This is a genomic window from Pseudalkalibacillus sp. A8 (assembly GCF_045920555.1).
In the GTDB taxonomy this organism is placed as follows: domain Bacteria; phylum Bacillota; class Bacilli; order Bacillales; family Fictibacillaceae; genus Pseudalkalibacillus.
In genome coordinates this window covers 2,879,509-2,903,742 of sequence record NZ_CP174509.1, presented here as the reverse complement: position 1 = coordinate 2,903,742, position 24,234 = coordinate 2,879,509, and the positions used below count along the sequence as shown (strand labels likewise).

Genomic DNA, 24,234 nt, shown 5'->3' with positions numbered 1-24,234 from the left:
ATAAAGAGCCGAAGGAAGCAACATTCTCGTTAATAAACCTTTAGTCTTGTTTGCGCTGGTCTTAACGACCATCCTCTATTAAATAATAATCGCTTGAAAATTCCTTTATAGCCGTTTCATCGACCTCGACACCAAGTCCTGCTACTTCTCTAACCTCTAATACGTAATGGTCAAGACGAATGGATCCTATATCCCTGGAAAACATAAGAGGACCAACCATCTCATTCGTCTGAATGATGGATCTTGAAATGGTAAGATGAGCTCCAGCCATTGTAGCGATCGCAGACTCTACCATCGATCCAACCTGACACACCATTCCAGCTGCCTCGGCTAAGCTTGTCAGTGCTAAAGCTGGGTAAATGCCTCCAGTTTTCATCAACTTGATATTCAACAGATTTGCTGCACGTAATTGGTAAACTTTTAACAAATCATGACAGTTGTGAACCCCTTCATCCACCATGATGTTCACGTTGGTAGCATGCCTGATTTCTTGTAAAGATAATAAGTCATCTGCCCCAACAGGTTGTTCGTACCATTCGACCAAACAATCCTTCGTTTTTTCAATCACATAGATCGCATCAGTCACACTCCAACTTTGATTTGCATCGACCCTAATCTTTACTTTTTTAGGAATAGCCTCTCGAACTGATTTAATGCGTCTGATGTCTTCGGATGGATCACTTCCTACTTTTATTTTGATATGTTGGCAACCTGCTTCAACAGCCGCCTTAGCATCAGCAGCCATTACTTCTGGCGTTTTAATACTGATAACACGCGGTATATCTAGTAAAGAATTGGACTTACCACCAATCAATTGATAAAGAGGAAGTCCTGTTTCCTTGCCCATCAGGTCATACAAAGCAATATCGATCGCTGCTTTAGCAGTTGGTGCACCGAAAATTTTTTCATTCATTTTTTTATGAATGAGATCAACTGAGAAAGGACATTTATTTATTATTAATGGGCCTAATTCGTGCTGAATCACTTGAAAAGTAGATTCCCAGGTTTCTCCTGTAACATGTTGATCAGGAACCGCTTCACCCCAACCTACTAAACCATTGTCTGTTGATATTTTTGTAACGATGGTAGGCATATCATCATATTGATCATAAGCAATGACAAAAGGCTCTTTTAACGGTAAACGAATAGCAAACACTTCAACTTTTTTAATTTTCATTAGAACATTCTCCCTATTACTTCTCACTTTCATAAGAGGTGAACTTCCAATCGTTCATACCGAGTAGCCAACCTATCTTGCTGTTTTCATACCACAACTGTCCTTCCCACTTCGGTTAATTTGGTAAAATCAACGTTACTACCTGTAATAATCGTTAATACCTTCTTCCCTTTCAATTCAGGTAACAATCCATCACGAAGTGCAGCGACACCAACCACCCCAGATCCTTCGGTCATGTAGTGATGATCTTTAGCCATCCAATGCATCGCATTTGCAACACTTTCCTCTTCGACCAATACAAAATCATCGACAATTTTTAATGCAAGATCCAAGTTCCCTTGTGTTATCCCACCATGAAGACCTTCTGCAAGAGAATCCTGGTATTCAACCTGTACAAGTTTCTCAGCTTTAAAGGAGTAATACCATGGAGGTGAAGCATGAGTCTGGACGCCAATGACCTTGATTTCTGGATTGACCGCCTTCGCGACAAGTGCGACTCCACAAATCAATCCACCACCCCCTGCTGGTACGATGACTGCATCAAAATCGGGTTCTTCCAAAAAGGCTTCCAATGCGGATGTCCCTTGACCTGCGATAATATCATCATCTTCAAATGCGTTGACGAAGACTAGGCCAGTCTCTTTCGCTACTTGAAGTGCGTACTCTTCAGCTGCATCATAGTTTGCTCCATATACAATAAGCTCAGCTCCGAGTCTAACAATTCCTTGTCTTTTTGTTTCTGGCGTGGTTTCAGGAACAACAATCTTTGCGGAAGCGTTTTTCAAAGAGGAAGCATAGGCTAGACCTTGTGCATGGTTCCCTGCTGATGCGGTGATTACACCCTTTTGTAATTGATCCTCTGTTAATGAATCTAGTTTGTTTAAAGCCCCCCTGACTTTGAAAGACCCGGTTTTTTGTAAGCTCTCCATTTTAAACCAAACCTCTGAATCTACTTCTTTCGATAAAATAGTTGAGTGAATAAGTGGTGTTTCATTGACTCTTCCCTTTAGCCTTCTATTCGCTTTTAAAACATCTTGGAAGGTTACGTTAAGTTGCACATTGATCACTCCATAACTTTTTTTATGTTCGTAAGAATGACTCTTTCTGAACAAATATTCTACTTGAAATTTTTTACAAGTTGGATAAACAGCTCTATCGCATCGGGAATAACATCCTCATCAATATCGAACTTAGGGTGGTGATGCGGAAAGGAACTCTTTTCACCTCCCATACCAACGAACACAAAAGCCCCAGGCTTTTTTAATAAATAATAAGAGAAATCCTCCCCGCCCATTACCGGTTCGACTAACGCAAATTTTTCATTTCCAAAATGGTTGCGAATAACCTTTTCTACAAAACCGCTCTGTTCTAAATCATTGACAAGAGGAGGCGTTCCTATAATATAGCTGACCTCCCCTTTCGCCCCGAAGCTTGTACAAATTCCTTTAGTCAGTTCTTTAATGTTTTCTCGCAGTAATTTAACAGATGCATACGTCAGACCACGAACCGTCCCACTTAGTCTTACGGAATTAGGAATGATGTTGTATGTCGTCCCGGCTTCAACTTTTCCGATTGAAATGACCCCGGGTGTTAACGGATTCAGCTTTCGGCTGATAATCGACTGCAATCCCTGGATTACATGTGTCGCAATGTACACGGGATCAACCGTTTCATGCGGCATCGAGCCGTGACCCCCGCTTCCTTCAATTATAATTTCAAAATCATCGGCCGAAGCCATCATAGGGCCGTGAGATAACCCGATTTTCCCTTTTTTAAGACCTTGCCACAAGTGAATTCCAAAGATCGCATCTACCTCCTGAAGGATGCCTTGTTTAACTAGAAGATCTGCTCCACATGGGGTTACTTCTTCTGATGACTGAAAAATAAGCATAACATCCGATTCAAATTCACTCCGGTTTTTAGACAACCACTCCGCAACGGCCAATAAAATCGCGGTATGCCCATCATGCCCACATACATGGGCCACTCCTGACTTTTTTGAAATGTAGTTTTTGTTGCCTTCTTCTTCAATTGGAAGCGCATCTATATCCGCTCTTAATGCAATCGTCCGTTCTCCTGTTATTCCTTTAATGAAACCAACTACACTCGGAGGGTGATAATCTAAAATTTCAATATCTAATGATTCTAAGCGGGAACGAATATAAGCACACGTTTCATATTCCTCACCCGATAATTCGGGATGTTCGTGTAAATATCTTCTATCCTGAATGGCCTGTTCTAATAACTTTGAAGACATAACTGATGTACTCATCATACATTCTCCTCTTCGCTTAAAATGGGCCGTACTGGATTGCCTGTGCTACAACCAAGGCAACGACTGCAACTCCGATTTGGAATAATATGAATGGAAAGACCCATTTAATCCATTTCCCCCAAGGAATTCCGGCTAATGCGAGCCCAGCCATGAAAAAGCCGGACGTCGGGAAAACCATGTTCGAAATTCCATCTCCTAATTGATAAGCTAAAACCGAAGTTTGTCTAGTGACGCCGACGAGATCGGATAAAGGGGCCATGATGGGCATCGTTAATGCAGCTTGTCCACTTCCGGAAGGAACGAGAAAGTTCAGACATAACTGTAAGAAAAACATGCCGATGGCCGTTAGAGCACCTGGAACTTGGTCAATGGCGTTGGATGCATAATAAAGAATCGTATCCATTAGACCACTCGTCGTAAAAATGACAAGAATGGCTTGTGCAACCCCGATGATCAAGGCTCCACCAGTCATGCTTGAGGCCCCTTTTATAAAGCTATCCGCTATTGTACCTGCTGACAGTTTCCCAACAATCCCTATCAAAATACCGAATAACAAAAACAACCCGGCTATTTCTGTAATATACCAACCAAATTTTAAGACCCCGAATACAAGAACAAGAAAATTCACTAAGAACGTGATCAAGACCCATTTATGTTTGGTTTCCATTTTGGTTTTAGTTTTGAGTGTCTTATCTTGTTCTCCCGGTTTGAAGTTTCCATAGAATCTTAATGCAGGATCTTTCTTAACTTTACTTGCATAACGATATACGAAAAAAACAGCACCGGAATAAAGGACCACAAATAAAACTAAACGAAAGGCGATTCCAGAAAATGTCGGAAGATCAGAAATACCTTGGGCAACTCCAACTGTAAATGGATTCATAACTGCAGAAGTGAAACCAACGGATGCCCCCAGAGAAACGATAGATAGACCGATAATCGCATCAAACCCTAACGCAATAGCAAGAGGGACCAAAATCCCAATATAGACCAACGTTTCCTCTGCCATCCCCATTAAAGATCCACCAGCTGCAAAAAAGAGCATTAATATTGGAATCAGTAATTTCTCACGATTGGCTAATTTCTTTGTCAGTAGAACGATTAATGCATCCAAAGCTCCTGTAGCGTTCAGTATTCCAAAAGCTCCACCTATAATAAAGACAAAGAAAATGATGCTCGACCCTTCTAACATCCCAAGATGTATACTTTTGAATATCCCAAGAAAATTAACTGGGTTCGAGTCTACAAATTGAAACGAATCAGGATTTATGACTTCTCGGCCATCCTGTTCAACCCTTTCATACTGTCCAGCGGGCACAATGTACGTCAAAATGGCTGCAATGACGATGACACTGAATAACAATACAAATGCATTTATTCCTGTTGTTTCCTTTTCACCTCTCTGTTTCTCCTCAATTGGTTCTTTTAAAGCTTCCATCCCATCACTCCTTTCAATTGTTTTTTATTGATGATTGATCAATGGTTCCTGTTGGTACCTTGTTAATGCTTGATCTAACACATGAAGACCCTTGTCAATTTGCTTTTGAGTAACACCTAAAGGGGGGATCATCCGAATAACTTCGCTTGAATTCCCAAAGATAAAACAAAACACCCTTATCAAGTGCATAATTTAAAATTTGCAACACACCCTTACCATTTTGGCCATACTTGGAGCAAGCAGATTTGATATGTATTAGTAAGATGATTCCAACTCGTCAATGGTATTGATCCCCTTTCAACTACACGTACCTTTGTACGCTTATTTTTACTAATTTATAATTGCAAGTTTCGTACCAACTTCACTCAATTTCATATTTTTTTAATTTTCTTACTACTGAGGGTTGACTAATACCTAAATACTTGGCGATTTGAATAGTTGTTTTATGTTTGGCTCTCGCCTTTTGAAGTATATGTTTCTCTACCTGTTCGAGCGTTTTTGGTAGCGATTCATGAAACGGTTCTATAGAAGGAGTAACTTGACGGTAGGATAGCGGTAAATCATTCAACTTAATAAGATGCGATTGAGATGTTACAACAATCCGTTCGATCAGGTTGATTAACTCCCTGACATTTCCTGCCCATTCTTGAATCAACAACTGTTGCACTGCGTCTTCTTCTAAAAACCTTTGACGATTGTATTTTTTTGAATAGACTTTGACAAAGTGCTCAGCTAAGGGGATAATATCCTCTTTTCTTTGCCTCAGTGGTGGGATTGTAACTGGTACAACATTTAAACGAAAGTAGAGGTCCTGACGAAATTTTTTTTGTTCAACTGCTTTCTCTAAATTTTGATTAGTTGCTGCAACGAGGCGAAAATCTATCTTTCTCATTTTCGTACCTCCAACTCGGTAGAATTGCTTTTCTTGAATGAACTTTAATACCTTAACCTGATTTGATAGGGAAAGTTCTCCAATTTCATCTAAGAGTAAGGTGCCTCCATTCGCAAGTTCGGCCAATCCAGGTTTTCCACCTCTGTTTGCTCCTGTAAACGCCCCTGATTCATACCCAAAAAACTCCGCTTCAAAGAGGTTATCGGGAATCGCACCGCAGTTAACTTCAATAAAAGGCCCCTTATTTCGTGGACTATTCCGATGGATTGTTTTTGCTATATGTGATTTACCTACACCCGTTTCACCTAGCAAGAGAACATTTACGTCTACTGCAGCTACTTGCAACATCATACTGATCACACTTTTCATTTCTTTACTTTTGGCGATTAGTCCTTTGCTAACTATATTGCGATTCCGGAACATTTCGAGCTCCCTTTTTACAAGCTCCATTTCACTTTCCATCTCAGCCAAATATTTCTTCATTTCGATAAGCTCGGTGACATCATGCGAGTAGCTGACAATCCTCACAAGAACACCCATTTTATCAAAGACCGGAACGCCTGTGACGAGTAACCTTTTACCATCATTTGTAGTTTGGATAAAGGTTACTTTTTTCCTTTGCTTAATAACCATTGGTGTAGCAAGTGGAGTGAATAACCCTTCCTTCTCAAGGTCATAAACTGATTTTCCAATAAGTTCCTCTGAATTCACTCCATATATTTTGCATGTTGCTTCACTAACTTTTAAAATAATACCTTTAACGTTTGTAACCAATATGTCATCCTTTAAAGAGTGGAGAATTGCTTCATATTCATCCCAATTTTTTTGATTCATAGATTAGCCCCCAATCTTGATCTTACCTAGATAACGATTCATATTTAAATAACTTGTTTTTTAAAAATACCCCTAGAGCCCGTCATAATAAAACTTTTTCAATATTATTAAATATTAAATAATTTATTCTATTTTGAATTATTATAATTATAGGCTATGTGTCATATTTGCTCAACATTAATCACATTCACTAGAAATCGTTTGGATTCGTCAAGAAATAAAACAATCCAAAGAGCGTGCTATATCATAAGCAAAGCGTTGATATAGTCGGCTTGTGAAGGCTCGGTGCCTGAAACAAGGCGTTTTCTTGACTTAGAGAACGACATCATCAAACAGCTGGACAAGCAGGCAGGGAAAGAAAAAGGCAAGAAGACCCGCCTTGTCAATGAAGCGATAAGGCAGTACCTTTCATGAACTTAAAAAGCCACAAACGTTTACGTTGATGCAAACGTTTGTGGCTTTAGTTATTTTTACAAGAACCTCTCGTGCCCAAGTACCAAATTTATTATAAATAAAAATTTATGAACAGATTTTCGTACTATCAACTGTATGGCTTAATATCTCTTCCTTGTTAACCTGAAATCCAATACCTGGACTGTCGGGCACCGTAACTGTTCCATTTCTTGCAACAACTTCTGGTTTAATCACATCTTTTTCCCAATATCTAGAGGAAGAGGCAGTATCACCAGGTAGAGTAAAGCCCGCTAGTGATGCTATCGCAACATTATGAGCCCGTCCAATACCAGATTCAAGCATTCCGCCACACCATAATGGGATATTTTCCTTTTCACATAGTTGATGGATTTTTACAGCTTCCGTTAATCCACCTACTCGACCAACTTTCATATTAATAATTTTACAGCTGCCTAATTCAATGGCTTGTTTTGCATTTTCATAGGAATGTATGCTTTCATCTAAACAAATCGGTGTCTTTATTTCACGCTGTAATTTGGCATGGTCATGCAAGTCTCCCGCAGTTAACGGTTGTTCTATCATCATTAGATTATATCGATCCATTTCTTTAAATAGATTGAGATCCTCCAAATTATAGGCAGAGTTCGCATCCACCATTAATGGAATATCTGGATATTCATTTCTTACCGTTTCTAAAACTTCTAGATCTTTACCTGGTTTAATTTTTATTTTTATCCGCTTATAACCGTCTTCAGTCTTTTTTTGGATATTAGTGAGCAAGTCATCAACATTATCTTCAATACCTAAACTGATACCCACTTCAACAGAAGACTTTTCACCGCCTAAAGCTTTTGCCAATGATACCCCTTTAGATTTAGCATATAAATCCCATAGTGCCTCATCAATTGCAGCTTTAGCTAAATGATTTCGCTTGTAAATTTTGAATTTATCTTGCAAATCTTCCGGGTGATTGATATCATCCTGCAATACAAGGGGAGCTAAGTATTTCTCTAACATTAACCAACTGGCATCCGTAAATTCTTCGATGTATAACGGACGATCTGAGGTTACACACTCTCCCCAGCCGGATAACCCTTCATCATTTTTCACTTCCACTAATATAAATATACGATCATACTCCGTACCAAAACTCGTCGTAAAAGGATGTTTCATTTGCATATTGATTTTATATAAGTTGATTTCCTTAATCTTCATTTATATTGGCCCCCAGTTCATTAAAACACCTATGCTCAAATATATGACCCCTACTACATACCAAATAATGACTAATGGAAAAGCAAATTTAATCCACTTCGTCCATGGTATCCCTGCGATTGCCAGGTTTGCCATCAAGACCCCAGAAAGTGGAGTAATAATATTGGTAAAACCATCCCCCATGGAATAGGCTTGGACAGCAACTTGTCGAGGGACATCCATCAAGTCTGCTAAAGGTGTCATGATTGGCATCACTATTGCAGCTTGTCCACTTCCAGATGAAACAATCAGATTAAATATTCCGTTAGCGATAAACATAATGATTGCTCCTGTAACATTCGAAAAAGGTTCCATGACTACAGCCATAGCCTGCACAATGGTATCCAAGATCATGCCATTTTCAAGTACTACTACAATGGATCTTGCCATACCAATAATCAAGGCTCCATAAACGATTCCTTTTGCCCCGTTCATAAATTCTGCCACTAAATCGTTAGCACTGATTTTAGCTATAATGGCAGTACCTATTGCGATTACGATAAACATAGCAGCCATTTCATTCAAAGACCATCCTAATTGGAACACTCCAAAAACGTAAGTACTAATTCCAATTACTAACCAGGTCACCACTAACTTATGTATGCCAGTTAATTCGGATGGAGCATCTTCCATACTCTTTTCATTGTAATTTGGAAATCTATTGATTCCTAAAACACTTTTCGAAGGGTCTTTTTTTACTTTATTGGCGTACCACCATATATAAGCGACCGTAACTGACCAGATAGTAATATATATAAGAATACGGTAACCAATACCAGAGAATAAGGGGAGTCCTGCAATTTGTTGTGCAAACCCTGTGGTTAAAGGATCAAGAAAACCGATGGAAAATCCCGAATAAGCCCCTAAATAAATGATGGCCACCCCGACTACTGCATCCATTTTCATAGACCGCGCAAGAATAATCCCGATAGGAATAAAAGCAATAACAGCATTAACGATAATTCCTAATCCGCCAAAAATAGAAAATACCAATGACACAAAAATAATTAACAAATACTCTTTATTTTTGGTTTTTTTGATGGTTTTCATGATCATGGCGTCAATAGCCCCGGTGGATTCAATAACGGCAAATGCCCCACCGATGATTAACACTAAAAAAATTAAACTAGCACCTTGTACCATTCCATCTTGTATAGCTCGGAACAGTTCGATAAAGCCTGTCGGCTGCTGTTCGATTCTTTCATAACTGCCAGGTATAATAAGAGATTTTCCTGATTCCGTCGTTTCTCTTTCAAAACTTCCTGCTGGAATGAGATAAGTGAGCAGTGCAGCCAATACTAATATCCCAAATAAAATGACGTAAGCATCGGGTAATACTAGTTTTTTTCGCTTGCTTATTGGATTGTAATGCCTTTCGTTCTTCATTTCCTCTTCATTCATAATTATCCTCCCATTGTTAGATTTTTCAAAAAACTTTACTTGCAGTAGATTATAATAAAGTTTATACTTTAATTCAATACTAAATATTGCAAAAACTTTAAAAAGGCAGGGAGCATATGCAGCCGAAATACTTAATTCAGACCAACAAAAATTTTCCAACCTTGACCAAAGGGTTAAAAAAAGTAGCAGATCACTTGTTATCAGAACCAATGATATTCGCTATACATCCAGCAAAAAAAGTGGGAAGTATTATTGGTGTCAGTGAAACAATGGTGATCCGATTTTGCCATACAATCGGGTATTCAGGTTACAGTGATTTACAACAAGAAGTACGAAAGCACCTATTAGATCTAAAACAAACAAATGAAATTTATGATGAAGACATTCGTGAAACCAACAGTTTTTCCAAAAGCATGAGTACAGATATAGCCCATATAAGAAACAATATGGAACATCTAGAAATAGAAAAAATGGAACAAGTCGTAGATACCATTATCAATAGTGAAAGAGTAGTGGTAGCCGGTTATTATCATTCGTTTTCATATGCCCACTGGATGTATTTTAATTTAAATTACACTTTAGGAAATGCAGTTTTATACCGCCCTGAGAATGACGCTGGATTACTTGATTTGCTACCTGAAAAAGCATGCATTGTCATCTTTTCTTTCTATCGGTATGCACTGGATACCATTCGATTAGCCGAGGAGGCTAAAAGCAAAGGGATCAAGGTGGTAGCAATCACAGATTCCAGGGTATCCCCAATTGTGGAATTTGCAGATCTGGTGATTCCTATTAACTCGAATAACAAAACTCTATTGAGCAAGGGTCCAGTCACACTTTCACTGGTCAATTCCTTGCTGCATGAAATGATTCAAAGAGTAGAGGATCGAGGAAAAATTCGATCTACATATAAATTTTTCATAAAGGAAGGCGAATAGTAATGAAAGTAGAAACGATAGCACAACGAGTAAAAGATACTTTTCAATATTTACACAATCACGCTGAAATTAGTTGGGAAGAGGTAAAAACCACTAATTATATTTCATCCTTGTTAGAAAACAGTGGATGTGACATTACAACCTTTAAGGACTGTACGGGGGTCATGGGGAAATACGGAAACTTTAATAAGGGGCTTCCTGTTGTGGCAGTTCGCGCAGATATCGATGCCTTATGGCAGGAGGTTAATGGAAAATTTCAAGCGAATCATTCATGTGGCCATGATGCCCACATGGCAATGGTACTGGGGCTGCTGTGGAGATTGGAGCAAAATGAAGGGTTAAAGGATAAAGTCGCTATTAAATTGATCTTTCAACCGGCTGAAGAAAAAGGTGCTGGAGCGTTAAAAATGGTAGAAAAAGAAGTTGTTGATGACGTTGATTATTTATTCGGTATCCATCTAAGACCGGAACAAGAAACGAAAATGGGAAGAGCTACCCCTGTGATAGTCCATGGGGCAGCTAAAATGTACAATGTTGAGTTAAAAGGCCATGATGCACACGGAGCAAGGCCACATCAGAACCAAAACGCCATTGAAATTGGAGCACAAATTGTCAATATGATTAACAAGATCCACCTGGATCCCCGTGTACCACATTCTGTCAAGATGACTAACTTTCAGGCTGGGGGGAAAAATGCCAATATCATACCAGGAAATGCTTCCTTTTCCTTGGATTTAAGAGCACAAAATAACGAACTAATGGAAGAACTCGAAACTAAAGTAAATAGGATATTTGATGCTATTAGAAATTTGTATGATGTGGAAATAGGTATATCTAATACAGACCAGATTGCAGCTGCGAAAACAAATGAAGAAGCAATCGTAATTATGAAAAAATCGATTGGCGAAATACTTGGGGAGGAAAATATTGATCAACCACTAGTCACTCCTGGAGGAGATGACTTTCATTTTTACACTATTAAACGACCTTCCTTAAAAGCTACTATGCTAGGACTAGGATGTGACTTGAAGCCAGGATTACATCACCCTCATATGACATTTAATGATCAAGCACTGATGCATGGAGTGAATATATTGTATAGAGCTGTACTAAATACATACGGTTTATAAAATAAGTCTCCCCATAACGTGTAACAACATTTATTATAAACCTTAGAATACCAACTCTGTCTGCCAGGAATGAAACAAAGGGGCTGTCGAAAAGTCCCTTAAATAAAGCAGATAAACAGAACCAAGTGTTTCTCTTTATCTGCTTTCCTTTTTTGGCTTTATCTCTAAAATTAGCGAGGAGGATGCCTGCTACTTTCAAGAAGTGTGTCAATGCCACAATTCCAAACTCCGTATGGACTTTCTTAATCCCCCGCAAGGAAAATCTGCAGAACGACCGATTGTCCTTGATGTGACCGAACACGCTTTCTACTTCTACTTTACGCCGAGCATAGATCGAAGCTCCGGTTTCACATTCAAGGGCTGCTTTTGCCTTTGCTTTTATTTACTCATATACAGGATTGATATGTACCTGACGATGTCCTTTGGCTTTTGTACATTGAGGCTTTAGTGGGCACCCTGTTCAATCTTTACATTCGTAAATCTTGTAGCTTTGTTCATAGCCAGAGGTATTCGTTTTCGTTTGATATATTTAAGACTGTTTCTTATTGTACTAACGTAACCTGTTAGTTACAGAAGGTAAAGTAAAAAAGCTTTCTAAAAGGAGCTCCAACCAGATAATTTTGATACATCTTTATCAAACGGCAGAGTGGTGGGAACACGTAGCTGCCATCAGCACAAAATTACACCGCCTGTACTCCTTGAAGAAAGATGCTGCAATTTCGGCTCAGGGTTTTCCCACACTTTTTGAAGTGCTTCAGCAAATGTTTCCTCTGGCTATTCACCTGAAATAGATATATTTGATTCCTCGCAGCAAAGGCCACATTATTCTTTCTGTTAATCTAACGCACCGCAGCCGCCAATGATGGGAATATCCCCTAACAGGTCTTTTTCTGATGTAGCTAATTCAATGCGAATTCCGCTTGGTTCATAACAGAAAAGTGCAATAAACCCATCTTCCTGCCCCCGTACGCCTATGCCGTCAAATTGCAGGCGAATATTTTTTTGTTTCATTCGCTCTTCGATTTTGCGCAAGACAGTCACAGATTCTACCTGAAAAGCAAGATGATGTAAACCTGCTGTTTTTACATCTGCTTTCTCCTCCGCTGTTTGCCATAAGGTAATTATCGTATCCCCATCAGTGACAAAAGCATGTCCACCTTCCACATATTTTAATACTTGAAATTCAAGGATCTCTACAAAGAAATCTTTTGTTTCCTCCAAATTCGTTACGCTTAACCCTACATGGTTTACCCCTTTTGTCATTGCCATAGAAACCCCACCTTTTCTTATACTCCGGCTACCCCTATTAAACCATGAAAAATGCCAACCAGAAATGACTGGTTGACCTTATAATACGATCTGGCCCTTTTCTGGAATAACCTAGAATTCAATATAAACCCTTTTAATCCCTTCTTCACTTAAAAATAGGTCTAATTATATAAGAACACTTGATTTGCAAAATAGAACGTAAGTTCCCATGATAATAGTGAATATAATAACTACCCGCTAAGGAGGATAGAATTGAAGTTCTCTGAATTCAATTGGAATTCATTACGTATAGAGCGCAATTTTGATGGAAAACCATATCATATATCATTTATTTATCTGATTAATAAAACACTGTGTCTATTCCAAATTAGGAGAGAGAAAAGTTGGAAAATGTCGAAGCATTGCTACCCTCGGATATTTAATTGAACGCAATGTATTCATTCTTCCCCATTAATTGATACCATGGAAAAGTTTGTATAAGAAGGAATAGTACAGCAAAAACCCGTACAATGAACATTTAATGGTGGGCATTAGATGTATTTTTACCCATGTTGGTTTAGACGGAAGGCTACTTTTTCTTGCTTCAGCCATGTCGGAATGAACCAGATCGACGTTAAAGCAACGACAATATAGAGATGTGCGACGACTCCGAAATCACCCTCTGGTGTATTTGCGATATCATTAAATGTCATCAACAAAGTGACCCCAGCCACGAGTAATGTATAATAGATTCTCTGTCTAGTCGTTTTCTTGAACCATTTTGCGAAAATGTTTGCACCTGCCAAATTCGTAACGATTGAAGTGAGTCCGACTGAAAGCCACGTTAACTGATCGAACCATAACCCTGTCGATGCACTGATACCATAAGCCGTGACAATTCCGGCTAATGCTGATATAATACCGACCATTAATCCTACACTTAAACTTTTTTTCATATTTGAATGTCTCCCTTTGTTATGATACTACCATCACTTAAAAGGAGATTCGGATTGTAGTTATGACTGTCATTAAAAGGTGATAAATATCATATCGTTGTTAGTTGTCATCAACTCTTGCCCAGAACATAAATTGAATAAAAAATGGTGAAGATGTGTCGTATACTTGATTTCCATACACTTTGTCAGCACTACGGGAAAATACTGAACGGAGAGCCAAAGTGGAACACGGGTTTTGTTCTATTGAGATTCAGAGAGATATGAATGTTACGATCCAGGGGGGTAAAGTCGTGCTGAACTTCATGCTGAATTGATGTTGGAGTCATTGGATCAACACGGCAATGACCTGAATATGGGGGAAACGGCCATTCTTGAGGAAGAAATCCCCCCTTTTTCAAGTATTCTTTTACGGAACGGTATCATTATGAGTTCGCTTTATAATCACTTGCTTTTTGCCAAACCGAACATCTTATATATCCATTTTCAATCTGTGGAACCGCCATTGTCTTTTGCTCGGAAAGTTGGGAAGCCTTTCGTGTACTAAAATAAAAGCATCCCTTCTTTTATTGTTGTATCATTCTTAACAACCTACAATCAAAAATGGAACTCCTTGGGCTTATTTAAACCAACCCTTCTCCTTAAATCGGGAAATGGCTTCAATCCGGTTACTTACATTGAGTTTATCAAGGATGACGGAAACATAATTACGGACAGTCCCATTGGTAAGATAGAGCTCGCTTGCGATTTCCTTGGTATTTTTCCCCTCGGCAATCAGATTGATCACTTGTTTTTCACGCTCAGTCAGTGGATTTTCATTACCATCGCCATACGCAATATCAACTAATTCCGGAGCGTAGACTTGTCGACCGTCCATAATGACGCGGATGGAGTTTGCTAATTCCTCACTCGGACTGTCTTTTAATAAATAGCCTTTTACCTCGGCTCTCCGTGCACGTTCGAAATAACCCGCCCTGGCGAAGGTTGTTAAAATAATCACTTTACAAGGATCATCCTTCAATTCTTCCGCCGCATCAAGTCCGCTTTTCAACGGCATTTCAATGTCCATGATACAGATATCGGGCTGGTGTTCCTTAACGAGAGCCAATGCCTCCTCTCCGTTCCTTGCTTTACCGACGACTTCCATATCTTCTTCCAAATCAAGTAGAGACCCAAGAGCTCCAAGCAACATTCGTTGATCTTCGGCAATGATAATTCGAATCACACTAACCCCTCCTGTTTCGTTTGTTGAATAAAATTAGGAACCCGAATAGTAAGTACCGTTCCGTTTGATGACTCAATCTCCAGGCTTCCATTCACAAATTCCAGACGTTCTCTCATCCCCTGCAGGCCATGCCCTGTGAAAAAATCTTCTTGAGCAGGGATACCGATTCCATTATCGTGAATCATAATAACTACTTCATTCAGTGATTGCTCAATTGCGACGCTGCAGGAAGATGCCTGGCTATGCTTAACAACATTGGTTACAGATTCTTTTAAACACATACTCAACACATTTTCAACGAATAAAGGAGTCGTGATACTTTCTGGGTCTCCCTCTATAATGAACTCTATATTGGCAGCTTCTAACATTTGCTTAATATGGGCGATTTCATCTTTGATTTTTACTCCCCTCATGTCTGAAACCATTTCACGCACTTCTTTTAGTGCAGTCCTGGCCGTTTGGTGGATATCATTGATTTCGGTTTTCGCCGCATCACGATTAATGTATATTAATTTTCCAGCCAAATCACTTTTCAATCCGATGAGTGAGAGCTTTTGTCCCAAGGTATCATGTAAGTCACGCGCAATCCGCTGACGTTCTTCTATAATCATCAACCGAGAAATCCTTTCATTTGCATCTTCTAATTGTCCTTCTAATTTTTCATGTTTGATTCGATTGTACATAGTAAGCGGCAACAGGATTACACCGATCAAACTAATGATGATAAAGGGAAATTGGGATAGCATCATTTCACTTTGTTTAAAGAAGACAATACTGATCGTTGCGATCGTGCTAACAAGATGAACCACATATAATGTTATAAATCCAACTTTATTTTGAATATTCCCAATAAAAAACGCTAAAAAAAGTGCAAAATAAACATAGCCAAAAAGCAAAGTCATGACGATGCTTATAGCCATTTCTATACTCACCCATACATAGACTGGCCAACCTTTGGAAAGGAAGGATAGCCGGTACGATACAAAAAACAGCAAAAACATCAAAATACCAAAAATAATTTCCAATGTTGATGATGATCGAAAAATAAAATAGAAAGGCAAAATACAAAAGATGATCCATACATAGGAGCTAAGCCCCGTATTTTTCGGAATGATGTGAAACCAATTCTGCATAGCGGCCTCCTTTGTTTTATTACTTTATGTCCGTCAGTCTATCATCCAGCTCTTTCATTAAGTATAACAAAAAGCATACACACCATCTTTACAGTAAGGCGACCTTTCTTAATTTATCAAGAAAACCCTCCAGTCAAAATAGGAGGGCTTTTGCATTCGTATTTATTTTTCTTGCAGGCTTGGCCTTATATTCTTCAGGTGTACTCTGGATTTTGGAGTATCTAGAAGTTTTTTAACCTCTTTAAAGCTAACAAATGATTTGTTTTTCTCATCATATAAACGGAAACGAATCGATTTCAAACTTGAAGTAAACGTAATCGTTGTTACTTTTTGTAACGGCGGTGTCGATTCATGTGCTTTTTCCAAATTATAATTAGGTACTCGTGGACTTAAGTGATGTACATGATGGAATCCAATACTTCCTGTTAACCATTGCATCACCTTCGGAAGCTTGTAATAGGAACTCCCATCTACAGCCGCTTTTACATAATCCCACTCATCTTCCGTTTCAAAGTAGGAATCCTCAAATTGATGCTGGACATAAAATAACCAAATGCCGAGCGAGCCTGAAACGAAAAGGATAGGGAGTTGTATGATCAGCAAAGCCTTCCAGCCGATGGCCCATATTAATAGCCCATAGATAGCAGCTATCGCAAAATTGATCAAATATGTGTTCAATCGTTCCTTTCGTCCTGCCCCTTTTCGGTTAAAACGGTTCGATATAAAGTAAAGATAGAATGGCCCTAACCCAAACATAACGATTGGATTCCGGTATAAGCGGTACAACAATCTGGCCCAAACAGTCGCAGCAACATATTCATCAACCGTCATTACCCAAACGTCTCCCGTTCCACGTTTATCTAGATTGCCGCTTGTAGCGTGATGGATCGTATGACTACGTTTCCATTTTTCAAACGGAAAATGGGTAATGATTCCAGTAATCGTACCGAGAACTCGATTCGCTTTTTTGTTTTTGAAAAAAGATTGGTGTGTACAGTCATGAAAAATGATAAACGTTCTGACGACAAAACATGCTGCTACGACTGCTAATGCAAACGATATCCAAATAGAAACAGACAAACTTTGATATGCAAGGAACCAAATCAAGAAGAATGGCGGAATGGTATTGATGAGCTGATAAATGCTTGATTTGGTATCAGATTTTTCATAAGGCGCTACTTTTGTTTTTAGTTCTGCTAGTTTTTTCCTCATGTTTCCTCCTTAAGGCAAATCACTTCTGTGGGTAAACCATCTAGTCCTATTGTAGAGAAAACTTATGTACTGGAGTAGTCATAAACGTCACTATGATGTATGACAAATGTCATATGAGGAGTGTCACAATCAGGAAAATTTGTAGAAAAGTCCTATCAGAAGGCCTCATAACCGAAGCATTTTGGGAAGAAGTGTCGGAGTTAGATTGACAAACCGTCATAATAAAAAACTACACAAATTTTATAATAATAACCCTTGGCATAATTGTTGTTATGCCGGTTATTAAGTGTTATCCGATTGAACCTTCCATCTCGAATTTGATTAAAAAGCACTTTCAAACCCTTTGCAACTCATGTGAAAACCTTGATATATCAAGGTTTTATGGAATCCTCAATCAAAACAGTTCATCTTTTTTATATCCACTTTTTTCTCTTCTCTTAGTGTTATGAGGGGGGATTTGTCATATCTTGACATCTTTACTCGAAACCATTTCAATTCATTTTCGGTTTTTGCATAATAGTATTAAAAAGAGTTGACTAAAGTCGTAACTTGGGGAGGGGCGGAAAAGATGTTATATGTTAAAAAGGAGGAAAAAGTAGCATTAGAAGAAATATCAAAGAAAAAAGAAGAGTTGATCGGGGTAGCTCAATTGAAGGGCTTAAGGAGTAAGGAGACCTTACAATGCAGCCGTGAGCTTGAGCATCTTCTGAATGTCTATAAATCCCGGTTATGATGCTTAATGTTTTCTAATTTACATAGATAGTCAGTCAGTTCGATTACTTTATCAAATGTAGCCTGGTTAGGGTCATCTTGAAACTCATGAATCAAACCCCGGATTTCTTGTATAAGCACAATTTGGTCGTCCGTTTTTAAAGGAGTTTCCAATTGAATACCTCCTCACTACGATTTTTTTACACATTAGTCCATTATGTAAATGATGTCAATTCTATAATTAAAGTGTTATGGTATCCTAATTGCACTAGATTGTAATTCTTCAGACCTACTCATTTTTAACCTACGTTTTAGCTATCACCTACTTTTGTTAAAAATACTCTTTAAGAATAGTACTCATCTCTCTTTGACCTGTCTTGACACCTTTCTTTAAAGGTTACTATAGCCCTAATTATAATCCTTAATTTTCAAAATGTGAATATATATTTATCACAAAATTTAATTAAATGTATTACTTTACTTCATTAAATTGATTTAAAAAGTTGATTATAAAAGAGAATATTTACATTATAAGGAAGTGAGTTATGAGCTATTATGAAAGCGTAAAGAAAAGAGAATTAGATGAAGGTATTTCACGTATTATGTTGTTAACTAAAAATACTTTGTAGTGAATAAACACTTCGGACTGTCATACGTTCCTTCAGGAAATTAATGAAATAAAGAATACTGTTGAATCAAAAGACGTTGAAGAATTTGCATGTCTTGTGGTAAATAAATTAATGAAAAAAGGTTTAATTTAATCAATATTGATTTCTTTTTTAGTTGTATCGGATATAATAAAGATAGTTGACATATATTAAAAAAGACCGTTGGTGCTGGTAACACCCACGGCCAAGCAATAGACGGTTCCCCGAGAGGGGATCGGCTTATATATCAAGGATAGACTGCCCCTAGTTGTTCAGGCTGAAGGGCGGTCTATTTTTGTGATAAGACAGTATAGCAACGATCAGAAGCCCAAATGTGAGCATGATTGAAAGTGCCTGAAAAACCCTCATGGAGGCAACACCCCCTTTTGAATCTGACGTGGGAGTGTGCCGACCACCCTTCAGGTTGCCATTTTTTCAAAAGAACTAAGTTAAATGTTTGCGTCAATGAGAGGAGCATATCATTATGGATATTCCTCTAAACGGAATAACTAGTTAATTTTCTGTCCAATCATCAGTAATTTAAAAGGGGGGTTTTATTGGGTGATTAGGGTTATACTGAGCTTGCAATCTCTACTAAAATTTCTGGTAATACTTGTTTTGATACCTTTTTAAAAATTCCTTTTGGACACGATTATAGGTTGAAAGAAAGCCTATGAACAGAATCTCTTTGTTGTTTAGCGCTGTTTCGAATATTCTCCAAGCTTGTGAATGACATGACAGGTACATTTAATCCCGTTGATAAAGTTGTCAACCCCTATATTCTCGTTTGGAGAATGGTTGGCTTCGTCGAAGTTCGCGTAAGGAACGACGACAGACGGCAAACCTAATATTTTTGTCCATATATAATCCGGAAGGCTTCCGCCAAGACTCGGCTGTAAAATCGGCTCCTGATCGAAGGATTTGCTCACCGCCCCTGTGACAACATCGACAACCTTCTGGTCAGCCGGCGTCCTTGACGGTTTCATGTCTCCAAGATGCTTTACTTCAATATCAGGCGCATGTTTTTCGACATGAGCGCAGAACTTCTTATAGATATTATTTGGGTCCTGATCAACGACTAGCCGCATATCCATTTTTAACGTTGCTTGCGAAGGAATAATCGTTTTCGGTCCTTCTCCACCGTATCCGCTCGTAAACCCGGCAATATTAAATGTCGGTTCCATCGTTAATTTATGATAATACTCTTCTCCGGTCATATCTAGCTGCTTATAGCCGATTTTTTCTGCAACTTGTTCTCTGTCAAACGGAAGCTGTTTAATAATCTCTTTTTCCTTCTCCGTCGGTTTGCGGATATCATCGTAAAATCCTTCGATTAAAACCCGTCCGTTTTCATCACGCATCGTTCTTAACAAATCGATCAATTTCCATGCCGGGTTCGGCACAATATTTCCTTTATTACCGGAATGGTTTTCCCAATCAGCACCTTTTGCCGTCAATTCCACGTATAACATCCCTCTGACACCGAGTAAAACGTACGGTGCACCGCTGTCATGCATGGGGCCATCCGATGTATATACCAGATCGGCTTTTAAAAGATCTTTGTTTTTCTCAACGAATGAAGCGAGATTTACGCTTGCACTCTCTTCTTCACCTTCAAAAACCATTTTGATGTTAATCGGCAATTCACCGAACGTGTCTAAATAAGTTTTAATCGCCAAAACTTGCGCCATCAATTGTCCCTTATTATCACCTGCGCCGCGGCAAAAAATTTTTCCGTTGCGAATGGTTGGCTCAAACGGGGGTGATAACCACTCATCAAGCGGATCCGGCGGCTGAACGTCATAATGACCGTAAATTAATAATGTAAACGCATCATGATCCTTTATTATTTCACCGTACACTACCGGATGTCCGTCAGTTTCGATCAGGCGGGTGTTTATACCGATATCCTTCATCATGCTTTTTAATAATTCCGCACAGTCTCCGATTCCGATATTTTGTGCGCTAATGCTTTTCTGTCGCAGTAATGTGAATAAATGTTCCAAATATTGATCCTTTCCTTGCTCAATCACATTCGAGATTTCAGATAAGTTCACTGCATTTCCCTCTTCCCGTATTTGTAATAAATTGTTTCCATTAATTTTATACCGTCCAGATAATCGGCAACGCCGATATTTTCGTTCGGCGCATGCGTATTCGCAAATACGAAAGGTGCTCCAAGACAATAATAATTACCGGTACATCAAGTCTCTTCAAATAGTGACATCGGGCTGGTCCCATCCAGCATCGGCCATACAACCGGAACTACCCGGTAGAAATTGTAAATGCATATCGAAAGGGGTCCCGTACGAGACAATTCCTTTGCAAACTTTTGTGTACCAATTACGCAAAAGCTTCGGTTTAAAGTGTACCCATCAAAATCGTAGCAATAACAATCGAAGCTGTTGTTACCGTTGTGAAACCGCCGACAAGCATCGGTGTCAAAATGTCATTGAGAATGACTTGTTGTTCCTCTTCATCCCTGCCGACACTTCGACTTACTTCTTCAGCCAAGATATAATCTGCGGGGAATCCAAACATAGCCGTAAGTGCTACCGGAACGCCTAAATACGGATCCCATTTCAACACTTTTGAAGCAAGAAAACCTCCGGCCAAAATGCCAATCGCTCCAACCGCAAGAATCGAAAGAACTGCTGGAAGATAATCTACAAACATATCAATCGTAATATCGTTCATCGCAGATATAATTACAAAAAGGAGTCCTACCATGGAAATACCAAATGTGTTTGCACGTTGCATCATTCTTGGCTGATAAAAACCGAAATAAGTGCCGATAATCCCGATAAACAGCGCCCAAAGACTGTAATGAATGCCTGTAAGATTTTCGATCCAGACGGCAAGAGTACCGCCGAGAAACAATTGAAACAACAAAATAATGTTCGTTTGGTACTTTTCCGGGAGCCAGCTTTTTTCATTTTCTTCTTTTGTAGCGGAAACTTCATCCTTCGGTTTATTAGCAGCCGCAAACGTTCCCGCATCAATCGAAGCCCGAAGTTTTAATGCATAACGACGCAAAAGATTGGAGGCAAGCGGCATACCAATAAACTTTTGACATCCATATACTAACGCCGGAATGGTAACCATGCTTGCCAAGCCTATCCCCTCAAGCTTTTCAAACGTAATAAGGGTGGCAACAATTCCTCCCGACAGCGGCCCCGCGCCAGAAACAGCAGCTTCATAGCCAAAAATCGGAGCGATTATAAGTAGGATTAGTACAGTTGAACATGCCACACCGAAAAAGGCAATTAATATCGCTTTTACCTGGCCTTTTATTAACCGAAAAGGCACAAGTGTGCCCATATGGACAATGAGTGGCGCAACCATCACGGCTCCGAAAGTTGCAAGGTTTGATTTGTCAATAAGATCTTTCGGAAAAATGCCTGTCCAGATCAAAATCAAATAACCGAATAAAGCAACAAGTAGCATTGGAATTCTCGCTCTTGAGATGATCGACAAAAATTCACCTACTGCCAATAGCGCTAACAGAAACATTACTGCAACTACAGGTTCATTTAACACTTTGTTTCCCTCATTTCTATATTTTAAAAGCTGTGGCTGTGGCTATAGTCGTCTCCTAGTCTACACACGCCTAAACCTTAACGTATTTATTTTTCAACGAATGTTTTTAAAATAGTCTAACACTTTGATCTGTTACCTTGATAGCAGGATATTTAATAAAGCTCTCAACCGAGATTTTTGCACCACTTAAGCTTATGTTCTTCACTATTCTTTAATTTCTTTTTCTAATTCAAAAAATTGCTCGTCCTCATGAACTCTACATCTATTTTAGCTTCTGCTTTGTCAGGAACTACATTGACTGCGCTCCCACCCTGTATCAACCCAACATTTACAGTAACCTCTTTTTTCTTATTAACTTGTTGCCGACCCCTTTACGTCCTAAGACTAACTTACCGTTTAAATTGCGAGTGTTGAAACCCATTTTTTCAAATTCAGAAGACATATTTGAGTAACATCCAATGTTCACCAACCCTTCCATGTTTTAATCATGTCTTCAGCATGACTGTCTATTAGAGCAAAACTTGTTCTCTCAAGCCTAGCACCTCATTGCACTGTTTTTGTGGATTACCTTCGTTTAGTAGCAAAACGATCTTTCTAACTACACTTCTTTTCCTTCAAATAAAAAGCTATTAATTTCTTAGTCTCGTAACTTATCTATTAACTTCTTTTCCCTTAGTCAATTGTCGACTAAATAAATCGTAAAACTGAGATAAATCTTTTCCCTCCCTCCTGCATCATATATACCACCAACCGACATACACTTCTTTTCCATATAGCCCTTTACAGTCGGTCCTGTCTGGAATTCTTTCTACAAGCCCTTCTAATCATTAAAACAAAGCCAACTTATTGGAGACTCTGTTCCAACCCCTCGGAATAGTCATTCTAAATATTTACACCTGGGTTTAACTCTTCAGGATTAATTTCCGAGTAAACAATAATAACCATATAATGGGATAGGATAGTGAATTTAATCTAAGTATGATTTACTCATGAATACATCAAAAAGTATAAGAAGTTCATCAGAGTATACTGTCGACTGTTGATTTTATAATAATAAAAAATATTCTATAAATCAACAATTTTCGAAAAATTCGTACATACTTTGAAACTACCAACCGATAGGATCACTCCATTGGTTAAAGATCATCAATTGGCAGCACACGGAGGTTTATATAACGGGATATAAAAAAGATCAAACCGGCTGGATAGCATCGATTGAGGAAGACCATCGAATGAAACCAGTCGGAGTAATTGAATATGGAGCTTCACCCGATGAGCCTAAGGCTTTTTATCAAGTCTCCAAATCACTGATACCCATGAGGATCAACAAGGATTTACCTTGACCCCGCCATCCGTGCGAAGGTAAAATTCCGAAATTGGACCAAAAAGGGGCTACTAAGTATTTGAGGAATTTATTATATAACTTGATAGATGTCTCTCTAAACAAAAAACAAAAGCTCATAAGCGAAAAAGTTTGGAAAGGCAAAAAGAATGGAAGGAGGCTAGCTCCTTCCAAGTTATTATACATATCCTTTTTCTTTCAAGCTGTTATACCCAGTTTTAGCATTGACAATCAGATGATCCAGAACCTCAATCCCCATCATCCGTCCAGCTTCTACAAGTCTTTTTGTTACGTCAATATCTTCTCTGGACGGGTTCGTATCTTGAGAAGGATGCTGGTGACATAGTATGACTGCGCTGTTATTCAAAATTGCACTTTTGAATACTTTTACTAGAGTGGACAATGCTAGCATTGATCAACCCCTACATGATGCTGAAATGGGACTGAACTCCACAAAACCTTCAATAATC

The 24,234-nt window shown here is 38.8% G+C and carries 22 protein-coding genes and 3 pseudogenes; 5 read left to right on the top strand and 20 right to left on the bottom strand.

The annotated features are described in order from the left end of the window. Positions 1-61 precede the first annotated feature (61 nt). The 6 genes and pseudogenes from ACJROX_RS14915 to ACJROX_RS14890 form a co-directional block, all read right to left on the bottom strand. On the bottom strand, positions 62-1,177 hold the full coding sequence (locus ACJROX_RS14915) for a mandelate racemase/muconate lactonizing enzyme family protein (RefSeq protein ID WP_408011465.1): 1,116 nt from the start codon (positions 1,175-1,177) through the stop codon (positions 62-64). An 86-nt stretch (positions 1,178-1,263) separates the two neighbouring features. Beyond that, positions 1,264-2,235 (bottom strand): threonine/serine dehydratase, encoded by a 972-nt coding sequence (locus tag ACJROX_RS14910; protein WP_408011464.1) that lies wholly within the window; start codon positions 2,233-2,235, stop codon positions 1,264-1,266. A gap of 59 nt (positions 2,236-2,294) precedes the next feature. Next, complete coding sequence (locus ACJROX_RS14905) at positions 2,295-3,449, bottom strand: M20 family metallopeptidase (protein ID WP_408011463.1); 1,155 nt, start codon at positions 3,447-3,449, stop codon at positions 2,295-2,297. Between the two features lie 19 nt (positions 3,450-3,468). Then, on the bottom strand, positions 3,469-4,890 hold the full coding sequence (locus ACJROX_RS14900; protein WP_408011462.1) for a YfcC family protein: 1,422 nt from the start codon (positions 4,888-4,890) through the stop codon (positions 3,469-3,471). 24 nt (positions 4,891-4,914) lie between these two features. Beyond that, positions 4,915-5,110: pseudogene (locus ACJROX_RS14895) on the bottom strand (aspartate aminotransferase family protein); the annotation flags it as partial. A gap of 141 nt (positions 5,111-5,251) precedes the next feature. Next, a complete protein-coding gene (locus tag ACJROX_RS14890) occupies positions 5,252-6,616 on the bottom strand; it encodes a sigma-54 interaction domain-containing protein (RefSeq protein ID WP_408011461.1) in 1,365 nt (454 codons plus the stop codon). Between the two features lie 285 nt (positions 6,617-6,901). Between ACJROX_RS14890 and ACJROX_RS14885 the strand changes: the two genes are divergently transcribed. Continuing rightward, a complete protein-coding gene (locus ACJROX_RS14885) occupies positions 6,902-7,030 on the top strand; it encodes a hypothetical protein (RefSeq protein WP_408011460.1) in 129 nt (42 codons plus the stop codon). A gap of 105 nt (positions 7,031-7,135) precedes the next feature. Here ACJROX_RS14885 and menC read toward each other — a convergent pair whose 3' ends face one another. Together menC and ACJROX_RS14875 are read right to left on the bottom strand one after the other, a co-directional pair. Next, a complete protein-coding gene (gene menC / locus ACJROX_RS14880) occupies positions 7,136-8,245 on the bottom strand; it encodes an o-succinylbenzoate synthase (RefSeq protein WP_408011459.1) in 1,110 nt (369 codons plus the stop codon). Next, entirely contained in the window at positions 8,246-9,685 is a 1,440-nt protein-coding gene (locus ACJROX_RS14875) for a YfcC family protein (protein ID WP_408011458.1), read from the bottom strand. 116 nt (positions 9,686-9,801) lie between these two features. Here ACJROX_RS14875 and ACJROX_RS14870 point away from each other — a divergent pair, with 116 nt between their 5' ends. Further along, positions 9,802-10,623 (top strand): MurR/RpiR family transcriptional regulator, encoded by an 822-nt coding sequence (locus ACJROX_RS14870; RefSeq protein WP_408011457.1) that lies wholly within the window; start codon positions 9,802-9,804, stop codon positions 10,621-10,623. Between the two features lie 2 nt (positions 10,624-10,625). After that, positions 10,626-11,753: a M20 peptidase aminoacylase family protein gene (locus ACJROX_RS14865; RefSeq protein WP_408011456.1), complete on the top strand. Its 1,128-nt coding sequence runs from the start codon at positions 10,626-10,628 to the stop codon at positions 11,751-11,753. Here the strand turns inward: ACJROX_RS14865 and ACJROX_RS14860 are convergent. From ACJROX_RS14860 to ACJROX_RS14850, 3 genes are all read right to left on the bottom strand, one after another. Then, a complete protein-coding gene (locus ACJROX_RS14860; RefSeq protein WP_408011670.1) occupies positions 11,683-12,135 on the bottom strand; it encodes a transposase in 453 nt (150 codons plus the stop codon). The two genes, ACJROX_RS14865 and ACJROX_RS14860, sit on opposite strands and share 71 nt — an antisense overlap. Positions 12,136-12,587: 452 nt before the next feature. Beyond that, positions 12,588-13,022 carry a VOC family protein gene (locus ACJROX_RS14855; RefSeq protein ID WP_408011455.1) on the bottom strand — a complete coding sequence of 145 codons (435 nt, stop codon included), beginning with the start codon at positions 13,020-13,022 and terminating at the stop codon, positions 12,588-12,590. A 542-nt stretch (positions 13,023-13,564) separates the two neighbouring features. Further along, positions 13,565-13,957, bottom strand: a complete 393-nt coding sequence (locus ACJROX_RS14850) for a hypothetical protein (RefSeq protein WP_408011454.1) — start codon at positions 13,955-13,957, stop codon at positions 13,565-13,567. Between the two features lie 313 nt (positions 13,958-14,270). Here ACJROX_RS14850 and ACJROX_RS14845 point away from each other — a divergent pair, with 313 nt between their 5' ends. Next, entirely contained in the window at positions 14,271-14,501 is a 231-nt protein-coding gene (locus ACJROX_RS14845) for a DUF1259 domain-containing protein (RefSeq protein ID WP_408011453.1), read from the top strand. 72 nt (positions 14,502-14,573) lie between these two features. Here the strand turns inward: ACJROX_RS14845 and ACJROX_RS14840 are convergent, their stop codons facing one another. The 3 genes from ACJROX_RS14840 to ACJROX_RS14830 form a co-directional block, all read right to left on the bottom strand. Beyond that, the gene (locus tag ACJROX_RS14840; RefSeq protein WP_408011452.1) at positions 14,574-15,179 is read right to left on the bottom strand and encodes a response regulator; all 606 of its coding nucleotides are present in this window, start codon (positions 15,177-15,179) and stop codon (positions 14,574-14,576) included. Further along, positions 15,176-16,312, bottom strand: coding sequence for a sensor histidine kinase (locus ACJROX_RS14835; RefSeq protein ID WP_408011451.1), 1,137 nt, complete (start codon positions 16,310-16,312; stop codon positions 15,176-15,178). The genes ACJROX_RS14840 and ACJROX_RS14835 overlap by 4 nt, the downstream gene beginning before the upstream one ends. 162 nt (positions 16,313-16,474) lie before the next feature. After that, positions 16,475-17,524: a fatty acid desaturase gene (locus tag ACJROX_RS14830; RefSeq protein ID WP_408011450.1), complete on the bottom strand. Its 1,050-nt coding sequence runs from the start codon at positions 17,522-17,524 to the stop codon at positions 16,475-16,477. A 568-nt stretch (positions 17,525-18,092) separates the two neighbouring features. Between ACJROX_RS14830 and ACJROX_RS14825 the strand changes: the two genes are divergently transcribed. Continuing rightward, on the top strand, positions 18,093-18,257 hold the full coding sequence (locus ACJROX_RS14825; RefSeq protein WP_408011449.1) for an aspartyl-phosphate phosphatase Spo0E family protein: 165 nt from the start codon (positions 18,093-18,095) through the stop codon (positions 18,255-18,257). Here the strand turns inward: ACJROX_RS14825 and ACJROX_RS14820 are convergent. The 6 genes and pseudogenes from ACJROX_RS14820 to ACJROX_RS14795 form a co-directional block, all read right to left on the bottom strand. After that, entirely contained in the window at positions 18,239-18,409 is a 171-nt protein-coding gene (locus ACJROX_RS14820; protein WP_408011448.1) for a hypothetical protein, read from the bottom strand. The two genes, ACJROX_RS14825 and ACJROX_RS14820, sit on opposite strands and share 19 nt — an antisense overlap. Before the next feature lie 737 nt (positions 18,410-19,146). After that, positions 19,147-19,251: a putative holin-like toxin gene (locus ACJROX_RS14815; protein ID WP_408011447.1), complete on the bottom strand. Its 105-nt coding sequence runs from the start codon at positions 19,249-19,251 to the stop codon at positions 19,147-19,149. Between the two features lie 326 nt (positions 19,252-19,577). Further along, complete coding sequence (locus tag ACJROX_RS14810; protein ID WP_408011446.1) at positions 19,578-20,939, bottom strand: M20/M25/M40 family metallo-hydrolase; 1,362 nt, start codon at positions 20,937-20,939, stop codon at positions 19,578-19,580. 304 nt (positions 20,940-21,243) lie between these two features. After that, complete coding sequence (locus ACJROX_RS14805; RefSeq protein WP_408011445.1) at positions 21,244-22,422, bottom strand: hypothetical protein; 1,179 nt, start codon at positions 22,420-22,422, stop codon at positions 21,244-21,246. A gap of 224 nt (positions 22,423-22,646) precedes the next feature. After that, positions 22,647-22,754: pseudogene (locus ACJROX_RS14800) on the bottom strand (peptidase dimerization domain-containing protein); the annotation flags it as partial. A 1,188-nt stretch (positions 22,755-23,942) separates the two neighbouring features. Then, positions 23,943-24,186: pseudogene (locus ACJROX_RS14795) on the bottom strand (JAB domain-containing protein); the annotation flags it as partial. Positions 24,187-24,234: the final 48 nt, after the last annotated feature.